16 protein-coding genes are annotated in these 18141 nt (G+C 68.9%); 11 read left to right on the top strand and 5 right to left on the bottom strand.

Annotated elements, in window-relative coordinates:
* Nucleotides 1–28: 28 nt before the first annotated feature.
* Both tatC and FFS20_RS01100 read left to right on the top strand, forming a co-directional pair.
* On the top strand, nucleotides 29–817 hold the full coding sequence (gene tatC / locus FFS20_RS01095) for a twin-arginine translocase subunit TatC (protein WP_171006939.1): 789 nt from the start codon (nucleotides 29–31) through the stop codon (nucleotides 815–817).
* Complete coding sequence (locus tag FFS20_RS01100; protein ID WP_137824080.1) at nucleotides 814–3504, top strand: DEAD/DEAH box helicase; 2691 nt, start codon at nucleotides 814–816, stop codon at nucleotides 3502–3504. The genes tatC and FFS20_RS01100 overlap by 4 nt, the downstream gene beginning before the upstream one ends.
* A gap of 52 nt (nucleotides 3505–3556) precedes the next feature.
* Here FFS20_RS01100 and secA2 read toward each other — a convergent pair whose 3' ends face one another.
* Nucleotides 3557–5818, bottom strand: coding sequence for an accessory Sec system translocase SecA2 (gene secA2 / locus FFS20_RS01105; protein ID WP_137824081.1), 2262 nt, complete (start codon nucleotides 5816–5818; stop codon nucleotides 3557–3559).
* A gap of 1 nt (nucleotide 5819) precedes the next feature.
* Entirely contained in the window at nucleotides 5820–7535 is a 1716-nt protein-coding gene (locus tag FFS20_RS01110; protein WP_249356359.1) for a 5'-3' exonuclease H3TH domain-containing protein, read from the bottom strand.
* Nucleotides 7536–7622: 87 nt separating this feature from the next.
* On the opposite strand from FFS20_RS01110, the gene FFS20_RS01115 reads away from it, so the two are divergent.
* Together FFS20_RS01115 and FFS20_RS01120 are read left to right on the top strand one after the other, a co-directional pair.
* On the top strand, nucleotides 7623–8537 hold the full coding sequence (locus FFS20_RS01115; protein WP_137824126.1) for a metal-dependent hydrolase: 915 nt from the start codon (nucleotides 7623–7625) through the stop codon (nucleotides 8535–8537).
* A gap of 284 nt (nucleotides 8538–8821) precedes the next feature.
* Nucleotides 8822–9565, top strand: coding sequence for a polyprenol monophosphomannose synthase (locus FFS20_RS01120; RefSeq protein WP_137824082.1), 744 nt, complete (start codon nucleotides 8822–8824; stop codon nucleotides 9563–9565).
* A gap of 77 nt (nucleotides 9566–9642) precedes the next feature.
* Here the strand turns inward: FFS20_RS01120 and FFS20_RS01125 are convergent, their stop codons facing one another.
* The gene (locus FFS20_RS01125) at nucleotides 9643–9984 is read right to left on the bottom strand and encodes an RNA polymerase-binding protein RbpA (RefSeq protein WP_009375781.1); all 342 of its coding nucleotides are present in this window, start codon (nucleotides 9982–9984) and stop codon (nucleotides 9643–9645) included.
* A 143-nt stretch (nucleotides 9985–10127) separates the two neighbouring features.
* A complete protein-coding gene (locus FFS20_RS01130; RefSeq protein ID WP_137824083.1) occupies nucleotides 10128–10862 on the bottom strand; it encodes a glycerophosphodiester phosphodiesterase family protein in 735 nt (244 codons plus the stop codon).
* 55 nt (nucleotides 10863–10917) lie between these two features.
* Between FFS20_RS01130 and FFS20_RS01135 the strand changes: the two genes are divergently transcribed.
* Both FFS20_RS01135 and FFS20_RS01140 read left to right on the top strand, forming a co-directional pair.
* Entirely contained in the window at nucleotides 10918–11283 is a 366-nt protein-coding gene (locus FFS20_RS01135; RefSeq protein ID WP_137824084.1) for a hypothetical protein, read from the top strand.
* A gap of 164 nt (nucleotides 11284–11447) precedes the next feature.
* Nucleotides 11448–12218 (top strand): septal ring lytic transglycosylase RlpA family protein, encoded by a 771-nt coding sequence (locus tag FFS20_RS01140; protein WP_137824085.1) that lies wholly within the window; start codon nucleotides 11448–11450, stop codon nucleotides 12216–12218.
* A gap of 18 nt (nucleotides 12219–12236) precedes the next feature.
* Here the strand turns inward: FFS20_RS01140 and FFS20_RS01145 are convergent, their stop codons facing one another.
* Entirely contained in the window at nucleotides 12237–13190 is a 954-nt protein-coding gene (locus FFS20_RS01145) for a WYL domain-containing protein (protein ID WP_137824086.1), read from the bottom strand.
* Nucleotides 13191–13285: 95 nt separating this feature from the next.
* Between FFS20_RS01145 and FFS20_RS01150 the strand changes: the two genes are divergently transcribed.
* The 5 genes from FFS20_RS01150 (at nucleotide 13286) to FFS20_RS01170 (ending at nucleotide 18133) form a co-directional block, all read left to right on the top strand.
* Entirely contained in the window at nucleotides 13286–14272 is a 987-nt protein-coding gene (locus FFS20_RS01150; RefSeq protein WP_249356361.1) for an SDR family oxidoreductase, read from the top strand.
* A 91-nt stretch (nucleotides 14273–14363) separates the two neighbouring features.
* On the top strand, nucleotides 14364–15725 hold the full coding sequence (locus FFS20_RS01155) for an NAD(P)/FAD-dependent oxidoreductase (protein WP_137824087.1): 1362 nt from the start codon (nucleotides 14364–14366) through the stop codon (nucleotides 15723–15725).
* A gap of 15 nt (nucleotides 15726–15740) precedes the next feature.
* Complete coding sequence (locus FFS20_RS01160) at nucleotides 15741–17279, top strand: APC family permease (protein ID WP_137824088.1); 1539 nt, start codon at nucleotides 15741–15743, stop codon at nucleotides 17277–17279.
* Nucleotides 17272–17712 (top strand): helix-turn-helix transcriptional regulator, encoded by a 441-nt coding sequence (locus tag FFS20_RS01165; protein ID WP_137824089.1) that lies wholly within the window; start codon nucleotides 17272–17274, stop codon nucleotides 17710–17712. Before FFS20_RS01160 ends, FFS20_RS01165 begins: the two co-directional genes overlap by 8 nt.
* A gap of 1 nt (nucleotide 17713) precedes the next feature.
* Nucleotides 17714–18133 carry a VOC family protein gene (locus FFS20_RS01170; RefSeq protein WP_137824090.1) on the top strand — a complete coding sequence of 140 codons (420 nt, stop codon included), beginning with the start codon at nucleotides 17714–17716 and terminating at the stop codon, nucleotides 18131–18133.
* Nucleotides 18134–18141: the final 8 nt, after the last annotated feature.

Here is an 18141-nt window from a genome sequence, read left to right on the forward strand (position 1 = left end):
CTCACGGAAGAAGAACCCTGAGAAGAAGATGCCCGTCATGGGGCATCTCATCGAACTGCGCAACCGGTTCGTCATCGCGGCCGTCGCGATCCTCCTCGGTGCCATCGGCGGCTGGTTCCTCTACGACCCGGTCCTCGACATCCTCCAGGAGCCGGTGAGGACGATCAACGACTCCACCGGTCGGGTGGCGCAGGTCAACTTCGCGGGCGTCGCCTCGCCGTTCGACATGAAGATCAAGCTCTCGTTCTTCATCGGCCTCTTCATCTCGTGCCCGATCTGGCTCTATCAGGTCTGGGCGTTCGTCGTCCCGGGCCTGACGAAGAAGGAGAAGCGGTACTCGTTCGGGTTCCTCGGCGCCGCCGTCCCGCTCTTCCTCGCGGGAGCCGCGATGGCGTTCTTCGCGCTGCCGAACGCCGTCAAGGCCCTGACCTCGTTCACGCCCTCGGGCGCGACGAACATCATCCCGGCGCAGGACTACCTCAACTTCGTCATGGTGATCATCGTCGTCTTCGGCCTCGCCTTCGTCCTGCCCGTCCTCATGGTCGGACTCAACATGCTCGGCATCCTCTCGGCGACGCGGATCCGGAAGTCCTGGCGCATCATTGTCATGATCACGTTCGTCTTCGCCGCCGTCGCCACCCCGACCCCCGATGCGATGTCGATGTTCTTCCTCGTCATCCCCATGCTCACGCTCTTCTGCCTGGCGTGGGGGATCTGCGTGCTCGGCGACCGCAGACGCAAGCGCAAGCTCGTCGCACAGGGCGTCTGGGTCGACCCGGACGAACTCGACGACGACGATGAGAAGGGACAGCGATGAACGACTCCCAGAGCCCGGCCGCCGCGTATGCGGAGTTCCGGGCCCGCGCCGAACGCGACCAGACGCCGCTGGGACGGTTCATCGCCCGCACCGACTTCGCCCTCGACGACTTCCAGCTCGAGGCCTGCACGGAGCTGCAGGAGGGCAAGGACGTCCTCGTCACCGCGCCCACCGGGGCGGGCAAGACGATCATCGCTGAATTCGCCGTCGACCTTGCGATGGACGAGGGCAAGCGGGTCTTCTACACGACCCCGATCAAGGCCCTGAGCAATCAGAAGTTCGCCGATCTCGTCGCCGTCCATGGGGCGGAGAACGTCGGCCTCCTCACCGGTGACACCTCGATCCGACGTGATGCGCCGATCATCGTCATGACGACCGAGGTGCTGCGCAACATGCTCTACAACGACCCCGAGGGCCTCGACGACCTCGGCTTCGTCGTCCTCGATGAGGTCCACTACCTCGCTGACCGCTTCCGCGGGCCCGTGTGGGAAGAGGTCATCATCCACCTGCCCGAACGCGTCCAGGTCGTCTCGCTCTCGGCGACGGTGTCGAACGTCGAGGAGTTCGGGGCGTGGCTGCGCGAGGTCCGGGGACCGACGACGGTGATCTCGACCTCGCACCGTCCGGTGCCGCTGGTCAACCACGCGCTCGTCGGGCACCGCATGTACGACCTCTTCACCCACCACGACTCCGAGCGCATCGATCCCGCGCTCTCCCATGCCACCCGGACGTACGGGGGACCGCGGTCGAAGCGGGAGCGCGGCGCGAAGGCCCGCTTCCGCCGGCCCAGCCGCACGCAGATCGTCGCCTCCCTCGCGGAGGCGGGGATGCTGCCGGCGATCATGTTCATCTTCTCCCGCAACGGCTGCGACGAAGCCGTCGAGCAGTACATCGCCACGGGAGCCGACCTCAACACGCGTGAGGACAAGGTCATCGTCAACGCGGCGCTCGAACGGCTGCGCGACGAACTGCCCGCCGAGGACCTCGGGATCCTCGGGTACCACTCGTTCCGCGAGGGACTCCTCCTCGGCGTGGCCGCTCATCACGCCGGGATGATCCCGCAGTTCAAGGAACTCGTCGAAGAGCTCTTCTCGGCCGGTGTCATCAAGGTCGTCTTCGCCACGGAGACCCTGGCGCTGGGCATCAACATGCCGGCCCGGACCGTCGTCCTCGAGAAGCTCGTGAAGTTCAACGGCGAAGCCCACGTGTCGATCACCCCCGGTGAGTACACGCAGCTGACCGGCCGCGCCGGCCGCCGCGGCATCGACCGGATCGGCCACGCCGTCGTCGTCTGGCATCCGACGATGGACATCAGCGAGGTCGCCGGCCTCGCCTCGAACCGCTCCTACGCGCTGAGCTCGGCCTTCGGTCCGACGTACAACATGACGGCGAACCTGCTCTCCCGGATGAGCCCCGCCGACGCCGCGAAGGTGCTCGAGACCTCGTTCGCCCAGTTCCAGGCCGACAAGGCCGTCGTCGGTCTGGCCCGGAAGGTCCGGAAGAACGAAGCGACGATCGCGGCGTACGAGACGTCGATGCAGTGCGACCGCGGCGACTTCGGCGAGTACGCGCGGCTGCGTCAGCAGATCTCCGAGACGGAGAAGCAGGAGACGCGGACGAAGACGAAGACGAAGCAGCGCGACATCGTCGAATCGCTGACCGCGCTCAAGGTCGGCGATGTCATCACCCTGCCGACGAAGCGCGTCGAGGGCACCGCGGTGATCATCGCCCCGATGAGCTCCCGCGACGGGGTCTCGCGGTTGCCGACGGTGCTCACCGAACAGGGCAAGGTGTGGCATCTGCGTCCCCACGAGGTCACCGAACCGGTCGCCTCGATGGGTCGGATCAAGGTGCCGAAGAAGTTCAATCACCGGCAGGCAGCGGACCGCCGGGTGCTGCTCGGCATCCTCGCCGAGGCGATCGCCGACGGCCGTGTCGACCGTGACGCCCACTGGGTCTCGACCCCGACGGGCACCGGGGTGAGCACGACGGTCGCCGAACTCCAGGCCCGGCTGCGGTCCCATCCCTGCCATGACTGCCCCGATCGCGAGATGCACGCCCGGTGGGCCAATCGCGCGGCGAAGCTGCACAAAGAGAACGCGTCGCTCATCAAGCGCATCGAGGGACGCACGACCTCGATCGCCCTCGTCTTCGAACGCGTGCAGGAGGTGCTGGCGACGCTCGGGTTCGACCCGGAGCATTCGGACATGCTGCGCCGCATCTACGGGGAGCGCGACCTCCTCGTGGCGCTGACGGTGCGCGCCGGCCTCTGGGATCGGCTGACGGAACCCGAACTCGCGGCCTTCGCCTCGAGCTTCGTCTACCAGGCCCGGCGCAGCGAGAGCTTCCACGCCGAACGCGCTCCCAGCCGCGACCTCAAGGTCGCAGGCGATGAGGCGATCGACCTGTGGAAGGAGCTCTACCGGCTCGAGGAGCAGCACGCCCTGACCCCGACGCCGGAGCCCGACCGCGGTCTGTTCACCCCGATGTTCCGGTGGACGGAGGGTAAGAACCTCGCCGAGTCCCTGCGGGGCACGGACATCGCCGCCGGCGACTTCGTCCGCTGGGCGAAGCAGACCCTCGACCTCCTCGGACAGCTCACCGAGGTCGTCACCCCGGAGACCGCGGTGCGCATCCGCCGGACCATCGACGCGGTGCGCCGCGGCGTCGTCGCCGACGACTCGTGAGCCGACGCGTTGAGCCGACGCTTGCTGAACTGACGCCTGCCGAGCCGGCGGCTCAGCGGCGGATGCGCTTGACGATGTTCTCGATGTCGGAGCCGAAGGCGTTCTCCGTCGTGAGATAGGTCCACGTCGACGACGGACGCTTGAGGCCGTGGGAGGCGAGGTCGATCCCGGTGTCGGTGAACTCCGCCTCCTCGACCGTGGCCTGCGAGTCGTCGAGGACATCGGACCAGAACGAGGAGAACACGCGGATCGACTCCGTGTTGAACGCCTCGTGCGGCTTCTCCTTCGCGAAGGTGCGCAGGTGGATGCCCTCCCGCAGATCGTTGAGGAACGCGAGATGGTCGACCCACCGGGCGTCGAGGTGGAAGAGGAGCACGGAGCGCAGGCTCTCGTCGATGAGTTCGGTCGAATGCTCCTTCTCGAGCTCGGTCACCGTGTCCCCGAGGCGCTCCCTGAGCTCGTCGATCGCCTCGTTGCCATCGCGCAGCTCCCGGCGGCGGGCGAGGACGAGTTCGCGCTGCTTGGCCATGAGCTCGTTGAACCGCCACGTGTCGCGGTGCAGAGCCGTGTTCTGCCCCTCCGCGACCCGCTGGGCGTGCTCGACGAGGGTGAGGGCCCGCTTCGATTCGATCCACCCGTTCTCGTCGCCCTCGGTGACGAAGCGCTGGATCTCCGGGACGCGGGTGAGGAGCTCGTCCTCGAGGCTCGTGAAGAACACCGATGACCCCGGATCCCCCTGCCGTCCGGCACGACCGCGCAGCTGATCGTCGAGGCGGGAGGAGAGGTAGCGCCCGGCGCCGATGACGAGCAGTCCGCCCGCCTCGGCGACCTCGTCATCGGCGAGGCGGATGTCGGTGCCGCGCCCGGCCATCTGGGTCGACACGGTCACCGCGCCGGCGCGCCCGGCATCGCCGATGATCGCGGCTTCGGCCGAGTCGTCCTTGGCATTGAGGACGGCGACGTCGACGCCGCGGTCGATGAGACGGGCGGCCAGGGATTCGCTCTCGGCCACCGAGGAGGTGCCGATGAGCACTGGGCGGCCCTTCGTGTGGTTCTCGACGACCTCCTCGACGATCGCCCGCTCCTTCGACTCCTGATACGTGTAGAGCCGGTCGGGCTCGTCATCGCGGATGACAGGCAGATGCGTGTCGACGGGCACGATCTCGAGCGAGTAGAACTCGCGGAGGTCGTCGCCGACGGCCAGTGCCGTTCCGGTCATCCCGCACACGGTGGCATAGCCGTGGATGAGCTCTTCGACCGTCATCTGGTCGAGGATCTCCCCGCTCTCGGTGGTCACGAGCTTCTCCTTGGCCTCGACGGCGGCCTGGAGGCCGTCGGGCCAGCGCTGGAGTTCGGCGACTCGACCGCGGGAGGCGGAGATGAGCTTGATCGCCCCGTCGACGACGAGATAGTCGACGTCGCGCTTGACGAGCGCCTTGGCGTAGAGGGCGAGGTTGACCGCGGCGAGGTCGGCCGCGCCGTCGCCGTAGAGTTCGACCCCGAGTTCGTCCTCGACGCGGGTGACGCCGTCGTCGGTCAGGGACACCGCACGGCGGTCGGGGCTGATCTCGTAGTCGACGCCCGGGGTGAGGTTCTCGACGAGCGCGGCGATGCGCTCATTGCCGTCCTCGATGGTCGAGGAGCCGGCGAGGACGAGGGGGACCCTGGCCTCGTCGATGAGGACGGAGTCGGCCTCGTCGACGATGACGACGTCGCGCTCGGCGACCCTGATGTCGTCATCGTCGAGGACGAAGCGGTCGCGCAGCACGTCGAAGCCGACCTCGGTGACCGAGGCGTAGAGCACCTCGGCACGGTAGGCAGCCCGGCGATCGGCATCGTCCTGGGCGGCGGAGATCGCCGCGGAGGACACGCCGAGGAGGTCGAAGACCGGCTGCATCCACGTGCGGTCGCGCACCGCGAGGTAGTCGTTGACGCTGACGACGTGGACCCGGCGGCCCTGGAGCGCATACCCGGCGGCGGCGAGAGCTCCGACGAGGGTCTTGCCCTCACCGGTGGCCATCTGGACGATGTGGCCCTGGAGGAGACCGACGAGACCGGTCAGCTGCGTGTCGTAGGCGCGTTCGCCGAGGGTGCGTTCGGCGGCTTCGCGGGCGAGTGCGGCGTACCGGATGAGCGTGTCCTTGGCGCCGCCGCTGGCGAAGACCTCACCGGCGGCCTCGGTGAGCTCGGCATCGCTGAGATCGGCGAATTCGGCGCCTGCGGCGTCGATGTCCGCGGTGGCCTTCTCGAACCAGCCGGTGGCCTTCTCGGCCTGCGCGCCCGGGCGGTTGAGCAAACGGGAAAGAAGTCCCAAGTCATCGTCCTGTCTGTTGCGGTGGTCGAGAGTCGATTCTATCCTCGACGGCGATCGGCCAGGACCCGTCGACGACCGCCTCGGCGTTGCCCTTGCGACGCAGGAACGCCTGGAGATCCGCGGCCTGTGCGCGCTTCCAGTCCCGTTGGGAGGCCATGATCTGCGGTCCGGTCAGCCCGGCGATTTCCGCCGAGCTGTCAGCGATCGCTCGGGAGATGTCCAGGGCGGCACGCGCATCGGCGGCCGCGTCGTGGGCGTCGAGGAGGGAGACGTGCCATGCCTCGGCGGTCGCGGTGAGGGTGCGCTTGCCCTTTCGGTACCGGTCGACGTGCCGGTCGATGACGAAGGTGTCGACGATCGCCGGCAGCAGCTCGCTCAGGGTGAGGTCGGGGCGGTGGCGCCGGACCTCGGCGTCGAGGACGCTGAGGTCATAGACGATGTTGTGCCCGACGACGACGGCGCCCTCATCGCGGAAGCCGGCGAACGCGGCGCACAGGGCGGTGACGACCTCGACGGCGGGGGAGCCGTTGGCCTGCGCGTACTCCGTGGTGATGCCGTGGACGGCGCGGGCGGACTCGGGGATCTCGATGCCGGGATCGGCCAGCCACATCTCGACGCGGTCGGGGTCCTCGACGAGCGCGGCGGTGACGATGCGCGCGGTCGCCGGTTCGACCCCCGTCGTCTCGAGGTCGAAGCCGATGAGGCGGGCCTGCGGCCACGGCGGCGCGGCGGCAGCACGGGAGGCGGGCCCCGGCGCGGCCGTGGTCGCTGTTGCAGGAGTGGCCGGCAGGGCATCCCCGTCGCGGGCGGCCTCGGTCAGGGCCGCGAGCAGATTGTCGACCGAACGGGTGATGTTCTGTCCCGCCGCGGCCGCCGTCACGGCGTCGGCATCGACCGGGTGGGGCAGCGCGGTGAGATCGAGACCGTGGGCGACGTCGGTCAGGCACGTCATCACGTCGACGGTCTTGAGCAGAGTCTCCTCGGAGTCGACGATCGTCGTCGCGCGCTTGGGGCTCAGTCCTCCGTCCTTGACCCCGGCCTTGGCGGCGGAGATGATGCCCGACAGCGAACCGAAGCTCGCCAGCAGGGTGGCGGCGGTCTTCTCCCCGATGCCCGGCGCGCCCGGCAGCCCGTCGGAGGGGTCACCGCGCAGCGCGGCGAGCTCGCGATAGCGCAGGCCGGTCGCGACACCGTAGAGCTCGGGGAGGTCGGCGGCGCCGATCGCCTCCCACTCACCGCCCTTGCGCGGGCGCAGCACGCTGATGTCGCGCTCGGCGTCGAGGAGGGCGAGGAGGTCACGGTCGGGGGAGACGATGACGACCGGGGTCGTCGACTCCGCGGCGAGCGTGGCGATGACGTCGTCGGCCTCGGTCCCTTCCACCTCGGCGATGGGAATGCCGGCGGCCGCGAGCACCCGACGCATGATCGGCAGCTGGGCGTCGAGTTCGGGAGGGATCTCGGTGCCGGCCTCGGCGTCCTTGATGCGGGCCGCCTTGTACTCGGGCATGATCCGGGTGCGGAACTCCGGACGCCAGTCGGCGTCCATCGTCGCGATCACCCGTGCCGAGGAGAAGCGGCGGATCATCTGGGCGATGGCGTCGACGACGCCGCGGACGGCGTTGACCGGCTGGCCCTCGTCGTTGACGATCGAATCCGGCACCGAATAGAAGGCGCGGTAGTAGAGCGCGGGCGTGTCGACGAGTACCAATGGCTTCACAGTCCCCGACGATACCCGACGGCGCTGACACCGCGACGCCCGATGCGCGCGGCGCGCGAGGGCAGGTGTAGCCTGGCGGCTGTGATCATGTACTACGGCGGAGATGTCTACAGCAGCGTCGATCCCTTCGCGACTGCCCTCGGCAGCGCGGACGGGACCGTGAACTTCATCGGCTCGGACGAGGCGGCACTGGCCCTCGACGCCGAGGCGGTCGACCTGGGCGGTGACTTCCTCACTCCCGGGTTCGTCCACGCCGGCCTCCTCCTCGACGAGGCGGCGCCGAGTCCGGCAACCCTCCATGACGCGGGCATCGCCTACGTCCACGCGCTCGGGGACGAGACGGCGCTCGCGCGCTTCGCGGCCGCCCCGCCCGAGGGCCTGACGGTCATCGGCTACCCGGACCTCGCGGCCGGTGACAGCCGGGCGTGGCTGCCCGCCGCGGCGCTCACGGAGCTCACCGCTCTGCCCGAGACCTCCCTCTACCTCGTCGTCGCCGACCCCGAGGAGCTCTCCGCGGTGCTCACCCGATTCGCTGCGGATCCGGCCCACGCGCAGCGGTGGGGGTACCGTCTGCTCCTCGACTTCACGGTGCCCGCCGCCCTCGTCGACGACCTCGGCCGCAGCGGTGTCGCGCTCACCCTCGACCCGAGCCGCGATCAGCCGCTGGCCGCGCTGCTCTCCGCCGGAGCGCAGGTCTCCTTCGTCCTCGCAGACGAGTCGCCGTGGGCGAGCGTGCGCGATGCGGTCATCGGCAGCGACGGGGTCGGCGCCCGCGCCGCCTTCAACGCCGCCACCCGGTTCGCCCACCGTGCCGCCGGCAATCCGGAGGGCGGAGTGCTCCGTCCCGGTGCCGCAGCCGACTACGTCCGCTGGCGGGTCGAGCGTCTCGTCGTCCAGGTCGCCGACCCCAGGGTCGCGGCGTGGAGCACCGATCCGGCCTCCGGCACTCCGGGGCTGCCCGAGCTCGCCCCCGACGTCGCCCTGCCGACACGCGTGAGCTGAGTCGGATTTCAACCCGACACGCCGAGGAGTGAGAAGTTTTCTTCCCCCGCAGGCTTCGCTCTCACCTGCGGATTTGATCAAAGTCGCAGGTCACAGACATTTTGCAGACTCGGGTCGAGCGATTAGATTCGTCGTTGACGTTCCACCGGTTGTGGAATGGAGCCGACACTCCTGTCAATAGATAACTCACTGTGCGCCGCGGTTTCCCCGTGTGAGCACAGCGTGGTCCGAAGGCGGGGGTGTCGGCTCATTGTTCGGGGCCCGAGGGGCGTAGGGTTGACGCCGTGGTTTCGAAGATTCTGGTAGTCATCCCGACGTACAACGAACGTCTCGCCCTTCCCGTCACTCTCGCGGGGCTGTTCGAGCATCAGCCCGAGGTCGACGTTCTCGTCGTCGACGACGGCTCTCCCGACGGGACGGGGGAGTGGGCCGACGAGCAGGCGGCCGTCGATGATCGCATCCACGTCCTCCACCGCACGGAGAAGGCCGGTCTCGGCATGGCCTACATCGCCGGCTTCACGTGGGCGCTCGAGCGCGACTACGAGATCATCTGCGAATTCGATGCCGACGGGTCGCATCGGCCCCTCGACCTCGGTCAGCTCATCGCTCCGGCACTCGCCGGTGCCGCCGATCTCGTCATCGGCTCCCGCTGGGTGCGCGGCGGCGCGATCGTCGACTGGCCCCGGTCCCGCTTCCTCCTCTCCCGGGGCGCCAACCTCTACGTCGACGCGATGATGGGCCTCGGAGTCCGGGACGCCACCGCGGGCTTCCGCGCCTACCGCCGCGAGGTCCTCGAGGCGCTCCAGCTGACCGGGGTCGAGTCACAGGGCTACTGCTTCCAGATCGACATGACGTACCGCACGATCGACGCGGGCTTCCGGGTGCTCGAGGTTCCGATCGTCTTCGTCGAACGCGAGCTCGGGGAGTCGAAGATGAGCTCCTCGATCATCTCGGAGGCGTTCACGAAGGTCGCCGGCTGGGGACTGGCCCGCCGCGGCCGCCAGGTGAGGGCGCTCTTCGGACGCTGAGGACCGGATTCCGTTCCTGAAAAGCACGAGGGGCGTCGACCTGTCGGTCGACGCCCCTCGTGTCGGGCAGCGGAGTCTCAGCTCTGCGCGGGCACCTCACCGCGGCGAATCGCCAGGCGCTCGTCGAGGAGGACCTGGAGTTCGTCGAAGGAGCGGCGCTCGAGGAGCATGTCCCAATGCGAGCGGACGTGCTTCTCGGGTTCGCCGTCGGGTTCGTTGACGCCGACGCGCACGCCGATGCCGTGGATGCCCGAATCCCATGTCGAGGGGACTTCCGCCTCGATCGAGAACGGAACCTTGAAGCGGGTGCCGTCCTCGCATTCGAATTCGACCATCTGGCGCGGCGCCGGCTCGACGCCCTCCTCCGACTCCAGGCTGCGCGAGCCCAACTGTGTTCCGCGAAGACTGCGTTCGCTCATCTTTCAGACCTTCCGACTCGACTGCAGACGTGCATACGAAAGCAACAGTCTACCGCGTCGGGCTATTCCCCGGCGGGGGCGGGGAGCCGGCCTCGTTCTGTGCAGGCTCAAGGAACACGGCAGCCGTTCCCCTGCGCAGGCAGTCAGCCGAGCGTCGCCTGCGCGAGCGGGACGTCATCGGTGACGATGGCGTCGACGCCGAGACCGGCGAGCGTGCGCATGTCGGCGGCGTCATTGATCGTCCACACATGCACTTCGAGTCCGAGCCGGTGGGCGCGATCGACGAAGCTCCGTGTGACGATCGGCACGCCCTTCCAGCGCATCGGCACCTGGAAGGCGTCGAGGTCGGGAGCGAGCTCGAGCAGACCGCGGGTCGGGAAGCCCGGCAGGACGCCGAGGAGGAACCGTGCCGTCTCCCCGGTGCCCGCCGAGGTGGCCACCCCGGGCAGGCTCGCCCGCAGCCGCCGCAGCGTGGCATCGGAGAACGACGCCAGCCGCAGGGAGTCCTCGATGCCGCGGACGAGGACGAAGCGGACCATCGCCGCGATCGACTCCGGAGCCTTGACGTCGATGTTCCACTTCGCGCCCGGCAGTGCGTCGACGAGCTCGCCGAGGCGGGGCAGTCGCCCGCCGTCGACGAGGTCGATGGCGTCGAGCTCGTCGGCCAGCAGGTCCCGGATGAGGTGCGGGCAGTCGGCGATGCGCCGCAGATCCGCATCGTGCGCGGCGAAGAGCACCCCGTCGGCGGAGGCGTGGACATCGGTCTCCATCCAGGTGATTCCCGCGTCCCACGCCGCGGTGAATGCCGTGAGCGTGTTCTCGCTCGTGCCGGGCCACAGGCCGCCGCGATGGGCGATGATCTCAGGCTGGGAATTCATGATCCAATCCTAGAGTCCTGTTGAAATCTCCCCTGGTGTCGACAACGATGGAGGCATGAGCCGAGCACAGGACCCCATCGAACCGGACTTCGTCATCGATTCGACCAAGCGCACCCCCACCGAGCGGGCGCGCACCGCCGCGACCCGCGCCTACGGCGCCGCGAGCAGCGGCGTGAGGAACGTCCGCGAGGCCGCGAAGGGCTCACGTCTCATCGAGGCCGCCGAGTCGTCGGTGAACAAGGCGCTCGGCAGCGTCTCCCATGCGATCGACGACGCCGTGCGCAGCGGCAAGGTCGAACGCGCCTTCGACCGCGCGCAGGAGACCGTGACCTCGGGGGCCGACAGCGTCCGCCGCCTCGTCACGCGCCGGTCACGACAGGATGATGCCGGGCCGCAGGACGCCGGGCGCACCCGCGACTGAGATCGCTGCCGTGACGCATCTCTCCCGCCCTCGGGCGGCGACTGCGCGTGCCGCGTTGAAAATGTAACAGTTCGTTAACTAGACTGGCCCCAGGTAACGATCCGATAACTTGGGGCGCAGGCTCGATGAGCGTGTGCCGCGCACTCTCACGTGAAGGACGGACTGTGGGCAAACACTCCTCGACCTCGACGAAGGGCTCGCTCCTCGCCGCACTCAAGCCGGCGAAGAAGCGCACGGGGCGCCACGCGCCCGAGGCGAACTCGGCGAGCGGAGTCCTCTCCGCCGTCCGTTCACGGCCCGTGCTCTCGGCCTTCATCGTCCCGGCCGCCGCGACCGCAGCGGTCGTCGGGTCGACGTTCGCCATGGCACCCGATGCGACCGGTCCCGCGGAGCAGGTCGTCGCGCAGAGCCCCGTCGTCGTCGAGGTCCCCGCTGCCAGCCCCGCCGCCGACGACAACCTCAAGAAGGCCGAGGAGCAGGCGAAGGCCGAGCCGGAGAAGCTCTCACTCGAAGCGAAGACGAAGGCACCGGAGCCCAAGCCCTCGGCCTCGAGCAAGAAGTCAGCGCCGGCACAGAGCTCAGGATCGAAGTCCTCCGCATCCGACGATTCCGCACCCTCGAAGTCGGGGTCCTCGGCCGGCAGCTCCGGCTCGTGCCCGATGTCGTACTACGGCGGCGGTGACGGCTTCGACGGGCAGAAGACAGCGAACGGCGAGACGTTCAACACGAACGAGCTCACCGCCGCGCACAAGAGCCTGCCTTTCGGCTCGAAGGTGAAGATCACGAACAAGGCCAACGGCAAGTCCGTGACCGTGCGCATCAACGACCGCGGCCCCTACAGCGGATCTCGCTGCATCGACCTCTCGAAGGCCGCGATGGAAGCCGTCGGCGGAATCAGCGCCGGGGAGATCCAGGGCTCCTACGAAGTCCTCTGAGACCGACCGCGCGGCCGGTCACACCCTGTTGAGTTCGAGAAGCTCGCACGCCCGGCGTGCGAGCTTCTCGCGCACCGTTGCGGGGGAGACGACCTCGACTCCGGGCACGGTGAGCAGCTGAGAGACGGCGACCTCGACCGATTCGAGGGCGATGTCGACCTCGAGGCGCGCCACGCCGTCGGCCCCGGTGACCGGACGAGCGGCGGCGACCGCCTCGGCGGTGAGAGGACCGGGGACGTGGTGGACAAGATCAGCGCACGCCGCCTGTGCCAGCCGGATCCGGACCGGCAGTGTGCGCAGACTCCGGTCGAAGTCGATGCGCGCCTGCTGCCAGTGGTCACCGAGGTCGAACCCCGTGGGACCGGTCGCCTGCGTCCAGTGCAGTCGCGCGTCGGTGATCCGCGAGACCCGATACGTCCGGGGCGCGCCTCCCGGCGGCTGGGCGACGAGGTACCAGCGCCCGGCCTTGACGACGAGCCCCAACGGGATGACGCGGCGCAGCCGGGTGCCGGCGGCCCGCGGATAGGCGAAGCGGAGACCGCGGCGCCGGCGCAGCGCGGTGGCCACGGTGTCGAGCGCCGGGGGAGCGGCCTCCTCGGCGAACCAGTCGGGTCCGTCGACGATGACGGTGCGCGTGAGATCCTCGTGACCGGCGGCGGAGATCTTCGCCCGCGCCGTCGCGAGGTCGCCGGAGAGACCGAGGTCGGCCGCGGCGAAGGATCCGAGGAGCACCGAATCGAGTTCGGTGCGGGTGAGACCCGACAGCGGTGATGTCCACTCGCCGAGGAGGCTCACTCCGCCGCCCGGACCGGACTCCGTGACGATGGGCACGCCCATCCGGGAGAGCTCAGCGAGGTCGCGGTAGATCGTGCGCACCGTGACCTCGAGGCGGGTCGCGAGGTCGCTCGCCGTGAGCGGCTGCGACCGCGCCGAGAGCAGCGCGATCTCCGAGACGAGTCGGGCGGCCTTCACGGTGCACTCCCGACCGACGACACAGCATCCATGGACAGAGATTCTATGCTCATCCCTGACAGTCGATGTCAGGGATCGGGGTCGAAGATCGATCCATGACGCATTCATCCATGACGCATTCATCGCCGTCCACCCGCCCCGAACCGACCCCTCTCGACAGCCGGCCGCTGGCCGGCCGGACCGCTCTCGTCGCCGGGGCGACCCGCGGCGCGGGCCGGGTGATCGCCCGTGAACTCGCCGCCGCCGGAGCATTCGTGTGGTGCACCGGCCGGTCGACAGCCGGCCGACCATCGGACTACGGGCGCCCGGAGACGATCGACGGCACGGTCGAGCTCATCAGGGCCGCCGGGGGAGAGGGCCAGGCGGTGGTCTGCGACCACCTCGACGAGGAGTCGCTGTCGGCCCTGGCCGAACGGGTCGAAGCGGAGGGCCGAGGTCTCGACATCCTCGTCGGCGACATCGGCGGCGAGGCCTACGTGTCCTGGGGTCAGCCGCTGTGGGAGGCCGACGCCGTCCAGGGCCGGCGACTCCTCGAGACCGGGCTGCTCAGCCACGTTCTCACCGCTCGCGCGCTTCTCCCGCTGCTCACCCGCACACCCGGCGGGCTCCACCTCGAGATCACCGACGGCACGAGCGACTACAACGCGACTCACTTCCGGGAATCCATCTGGCTCGACCTCACGAAGACGGCGATCAGCCGGTTCGCCTTCGGCCTCTCCCATGAGCTCGGCCCCGTCGGCGCGACCGCCGTCGCCCTGACTCCGGGCTGGCTGCGCTCGGAGATGATGCTCGAGGGCTTCGCGACGAGCGAGGAGGCATGGCTGTCCGACGCCCTCGACGAGTCGAACGAGGCCACGCCGCGGGACTTCGCGATCTCCGAGACCCCGCACCTGATCGGCCGCGGCATCGCCGCACTCGCCGCCGATCCCGACCGTCACCGCTTCACGGGACGGACGCTCAGCAGCTTCGACCTCGCGGTGACCTATGATCTCACCGACCTCGACGGCTCCCGGCCCGATGTGTGGGGCTTCCTCGCCGCGAAGGAGGACGATCCGTGCGTGGACCCGATGACCTTCCGGTGACCGAGCGAGGTGAGACACCGCTACCCAACCCCGGCGCCCGGGACTACTCTGGCAGTACATCAGCGGTACCACGATCCTTGAGGGGAGCGCCATGTCGGAGGAGACAGCAGACGTCATCATCGTCGGAGCCGGGCCGACGGGGCTGACGGCCGCCCGCGCGCTCACCGCTGCGGGACGGTCGGTCATCGTCCTCGAAGCCCGTGACCGGGTGGGCGGGAGGACGTGGACGGACACGATCGACGGACAGATGTTCGAGATCGGCGGCCAGTGGATCTCACCGGACCAGACGGCGATCCTCGACCTCGTCGACGAACTCGGGCTGACGACCTACCAGCGCTACCGCGACGGCGACAGCGTCTACCTCGCCCCCGACGGGACCCGGACCGTCTACGACGGCGGCATGTTCCCCGTGCCCGCGGCCACGCAGGCGGAGATGGAACGCCTCATCGGCCTGCTCGACGACCTCGCCGAGCGCATCGGCGCCGACGCCCCGTGGGACGCACCTGAGGCTGCCGAACTCGACGCGGTCTCCTTCCAGCACTGGCTGGAGGAGCAGTCCGACGACGCGCTCGCGGTGGCGAACATCGGGATGTTCGTCGCCGGTGGCATGCTGACGAAGCCGACGACCGCGTTCTCGGCGCTGCAGGCGATCCTCATGGCCGCCTCGGCGGGATCGTTCTCCCACCTCGTCGACGACCATTTCATTCTCGACCGCCGGGTCGTCGGCGGCATGCAGTCGGTGTCCAAGCGCCTGGCCGCCGATCTCGGAGCCGACATCGTGCGGCTGAACAGCCCCGTCCGAACCATCGACTGGAGCGGTGAGGACGTCGTCGTCTCCACCGATGACGCGTCCTTCACCGGCACCGAGGTGATCGTCGCCGTCCCGCCGAACCTCTACTCCCGGATCACCTACGTCCCGCACCTGCCGCGCCTCCAACAGGTCTTCCACCAGCACCAGTCGATGGGCCTCGTCATCAAGGTCCACGCGACGTACCCGCGCCCGTTCTGGCGGGAGCAGGGCTTGTCGGGCACCGGTTTCGGCGCGGGCCACCTCGTCCAGGAGGTCTACGACAATACGAACCACGGGGAAGAGCAGGGCACGCTCGTCGGCTTCATCTCCGACGTCAACGCCGATCGCATGTGGGCACTGGACGAGGAGGACCGGAAGACTGAGATCCTCGAGGCGATCGCGGCATTCCTCGGACCGGAGGCGCTCACCCCGACGGTCTTCCACCTCTCGGACTTCGGGGCCGAGGAATGGACGCGCGGGGCGTACGCGACGAGCTACGACCTCGGCGGGCTGAGCCGCTGGGGACGGTACCAGAACGATCCCGTCGGACCGCTCCACTTCGCGAGCTCGGACATCGCCGGCCGTGGCTACCAGCATGTCGACGGGGCGGTGCGGATCGGGCGGGACACCGCTGAGACGGTGCTTCGCGCTCTCGCCGACTAGTGGTTAGATGAACGGATGACTTCGGCAACACCCGCACCAGAACGCCCCATCGAAACCGACTCCGGCCTCAGCGCAAAGGGGCTCTCCGCCGGCAAGGTCGGTGCGATCGGCGGCGCGATCATCGGCATCGCCTGCATCGCGCCCGCGTACACGCTCACCTCGGGGCTCGGCCCGACGATCTCCGAGGTCGGGGTCCACACCCCCGCCATCCTCCTCATCGGCTTCGTCCCCATGCTCCTCGTCGTCTTCGGCTACCGGGAGCTGAACACCGCGATGCCCGATTCGGGCACGACCTTCACGTGGGCGACGCGGGCCTTCGGTCCGTGGCTCGGGTGGATGGGCGGCTGGGGGCTCATCGCCGCGACCGTGCTCGTCCTGTCCAACCTCGCCGCCGTCGGCGTCGACTTCCTCTTCATCCTCCTCAGCCAGATCTTCTCCGACCCCGCGATCGCCGACCTCACCCGGGTGCTGTGGATCAACATCCCCATCACCATCCTGCTCACCGCGATCGCCGCCTGGATCTCCTACCGCGGCGTCGAAGCCACCGAGAAGGTCCAGGTCTGGCTCGTCGCCTTCCAGGTCATCGCGCTCGGGTGGTTCGTCATCGCCGCGCTCATCCACGTCGCCAACGGCACCGCCTTCGACGCGACGCCGGTCAGCCTCGACTGGTTCAACCCGGCTGCGGCCGGGGACTTCTCGACGATCGCCGCAGCCGTGTCGCTCTCGATCTTCCTCTTCTGGGGCTGGGACACCGTCATCACGATGAACGAAGAGGCCAAGGACCCGGAGAAGACCCCCGGTCGGGCGGCGATGCTGACGATCGTCGCGATCGTCATCATCTACCTCGCCTGCACGATCGCCGTCATCGCCTACGCCGGCGTCGGCACGGAGGGACTCGGGGCCGGCAACCCGGAGAACCAGGAGTCGATCTTCGCGGCACTGGCCTCGCCGATCATGGGACCCTTCGCCATCATCGTCTCGATCGCCGTGCTCTCCTCGTCACTGGCCTCGCTGCAGTCGACGATGGTCTCGCCCTCCCGGACGATCCTCGCGATGGGGCACTACGGTGCGCTGCCGAAGCGCTACGGCAACGTCTCCCCGCGCTTCAAGTCGCCCTCGGTGGCGACGATCACCTCGGCGGCAGCGGCGATCATCTTCTACGTCGTCATGCGTCTGCTATCCGAGAACGCCCTGTGGGACACGATCACCGCGCTCGGGCTCATGGTCTGCTTCTACTACGGGGTGACCGGGCTCGCGTGCACGTGGTACTTCCGCCGGTCCCTCTTCCTCTCCGCCCGGACGGTGTTCTTCCGCTTCCTCTTCCCCCTCCTCGGCGGACTCACCCTCCTCGTCATCTTCGTCCGCACCGCGATCGACTCCCTCGACCCCTCGTACGGGTCGGGGTCGTCGGTCTTCGGCATCGGCCTCGTCTTCGTCCTCGGGATCGGCGTGCTCCTCCTCGGCGTCGTCATCATGATCATCCAGGCCGTGCGCCACCCCGCGTACTTCCGCGGAGAGACGCTGAAGAAGGGCGTCCACGCCGAGGCTGCCTGAGGTGGGGGAGAGGCACCGGCTGGCCGAGCTGCGAGCGCTGCGGCGGGTCCGCGATCGCATCGACCGCGAGTTCGACCGCCCCCTCAACGTCCCCGACCTCGCAGCCGGGGTGCACATGTCGGCCGGTCACCTCAGCCGCCGGTTCAAGGCCGCCTACGGCGAGTCGCCGTATGCCTACCTGCTCACTCGCCGCATCGAGAGGGCGATGTCGCTCATCCGCCGCGGCGACCTCTCGATCACCGAGATCTGCTTCATGGTCGGGTTCAGCTCGCTCGGCACGTTCAGCACGCGGTTCTCCGAACTCGTGGGCCTGTCACCGACGAGCTACCGCGACCGCGCGGTCCACGGCGACCTCGACCTGCCGACGATCATCGTGCGCACCGTCCTCAGACCCGTCAGGAATCGAGAAGTGAGACCCCGTCCTTCCGACTAGCATGAGCGTCATGGACATCTCGATCAATGCCAGCTTCCTTCCGCACACCGACGCCGAGGCGTCACTGACCTTCTACCGCGACGTCCTCGGCTTCGAGGTCCGCCTCGACGTCGGCCAGGGCCAGATGCGCTGGATCACCGTCGGCGCCCCCGACCAGCCCGACACCTCCATCGTGCTCACCCCCGCCGTCGTCGACCCGACGCTCACCGAGGCCGAGCGCGAGACCATCGCGGCGCTCATGGCCAAGGGCAGCTACGCCTCCATTGTCTTCGCCAGCCCCGCTGTCGACGCCGTCTTCGCCGAGGTCGAGGCGAAGGGCGCCGACATCGTCCAGGAGCCGATGGACCAGCCCTACGGTCTGCGCGACTTCGCGCTGCGCGATCCGGCGGGCAACCTCATCCGCGTCCAGCAGCGGGACTGAAGGGCTGC

It is taken from the genome of Brevibacterium sp. 2SA (genome assembly GCF_005502845.1).
Classification (GTDB): Bacteria; Actinomycetota; Actinomycetes; order Actinomycetales; family Brevibacteriaceae; genus Brevibacterium.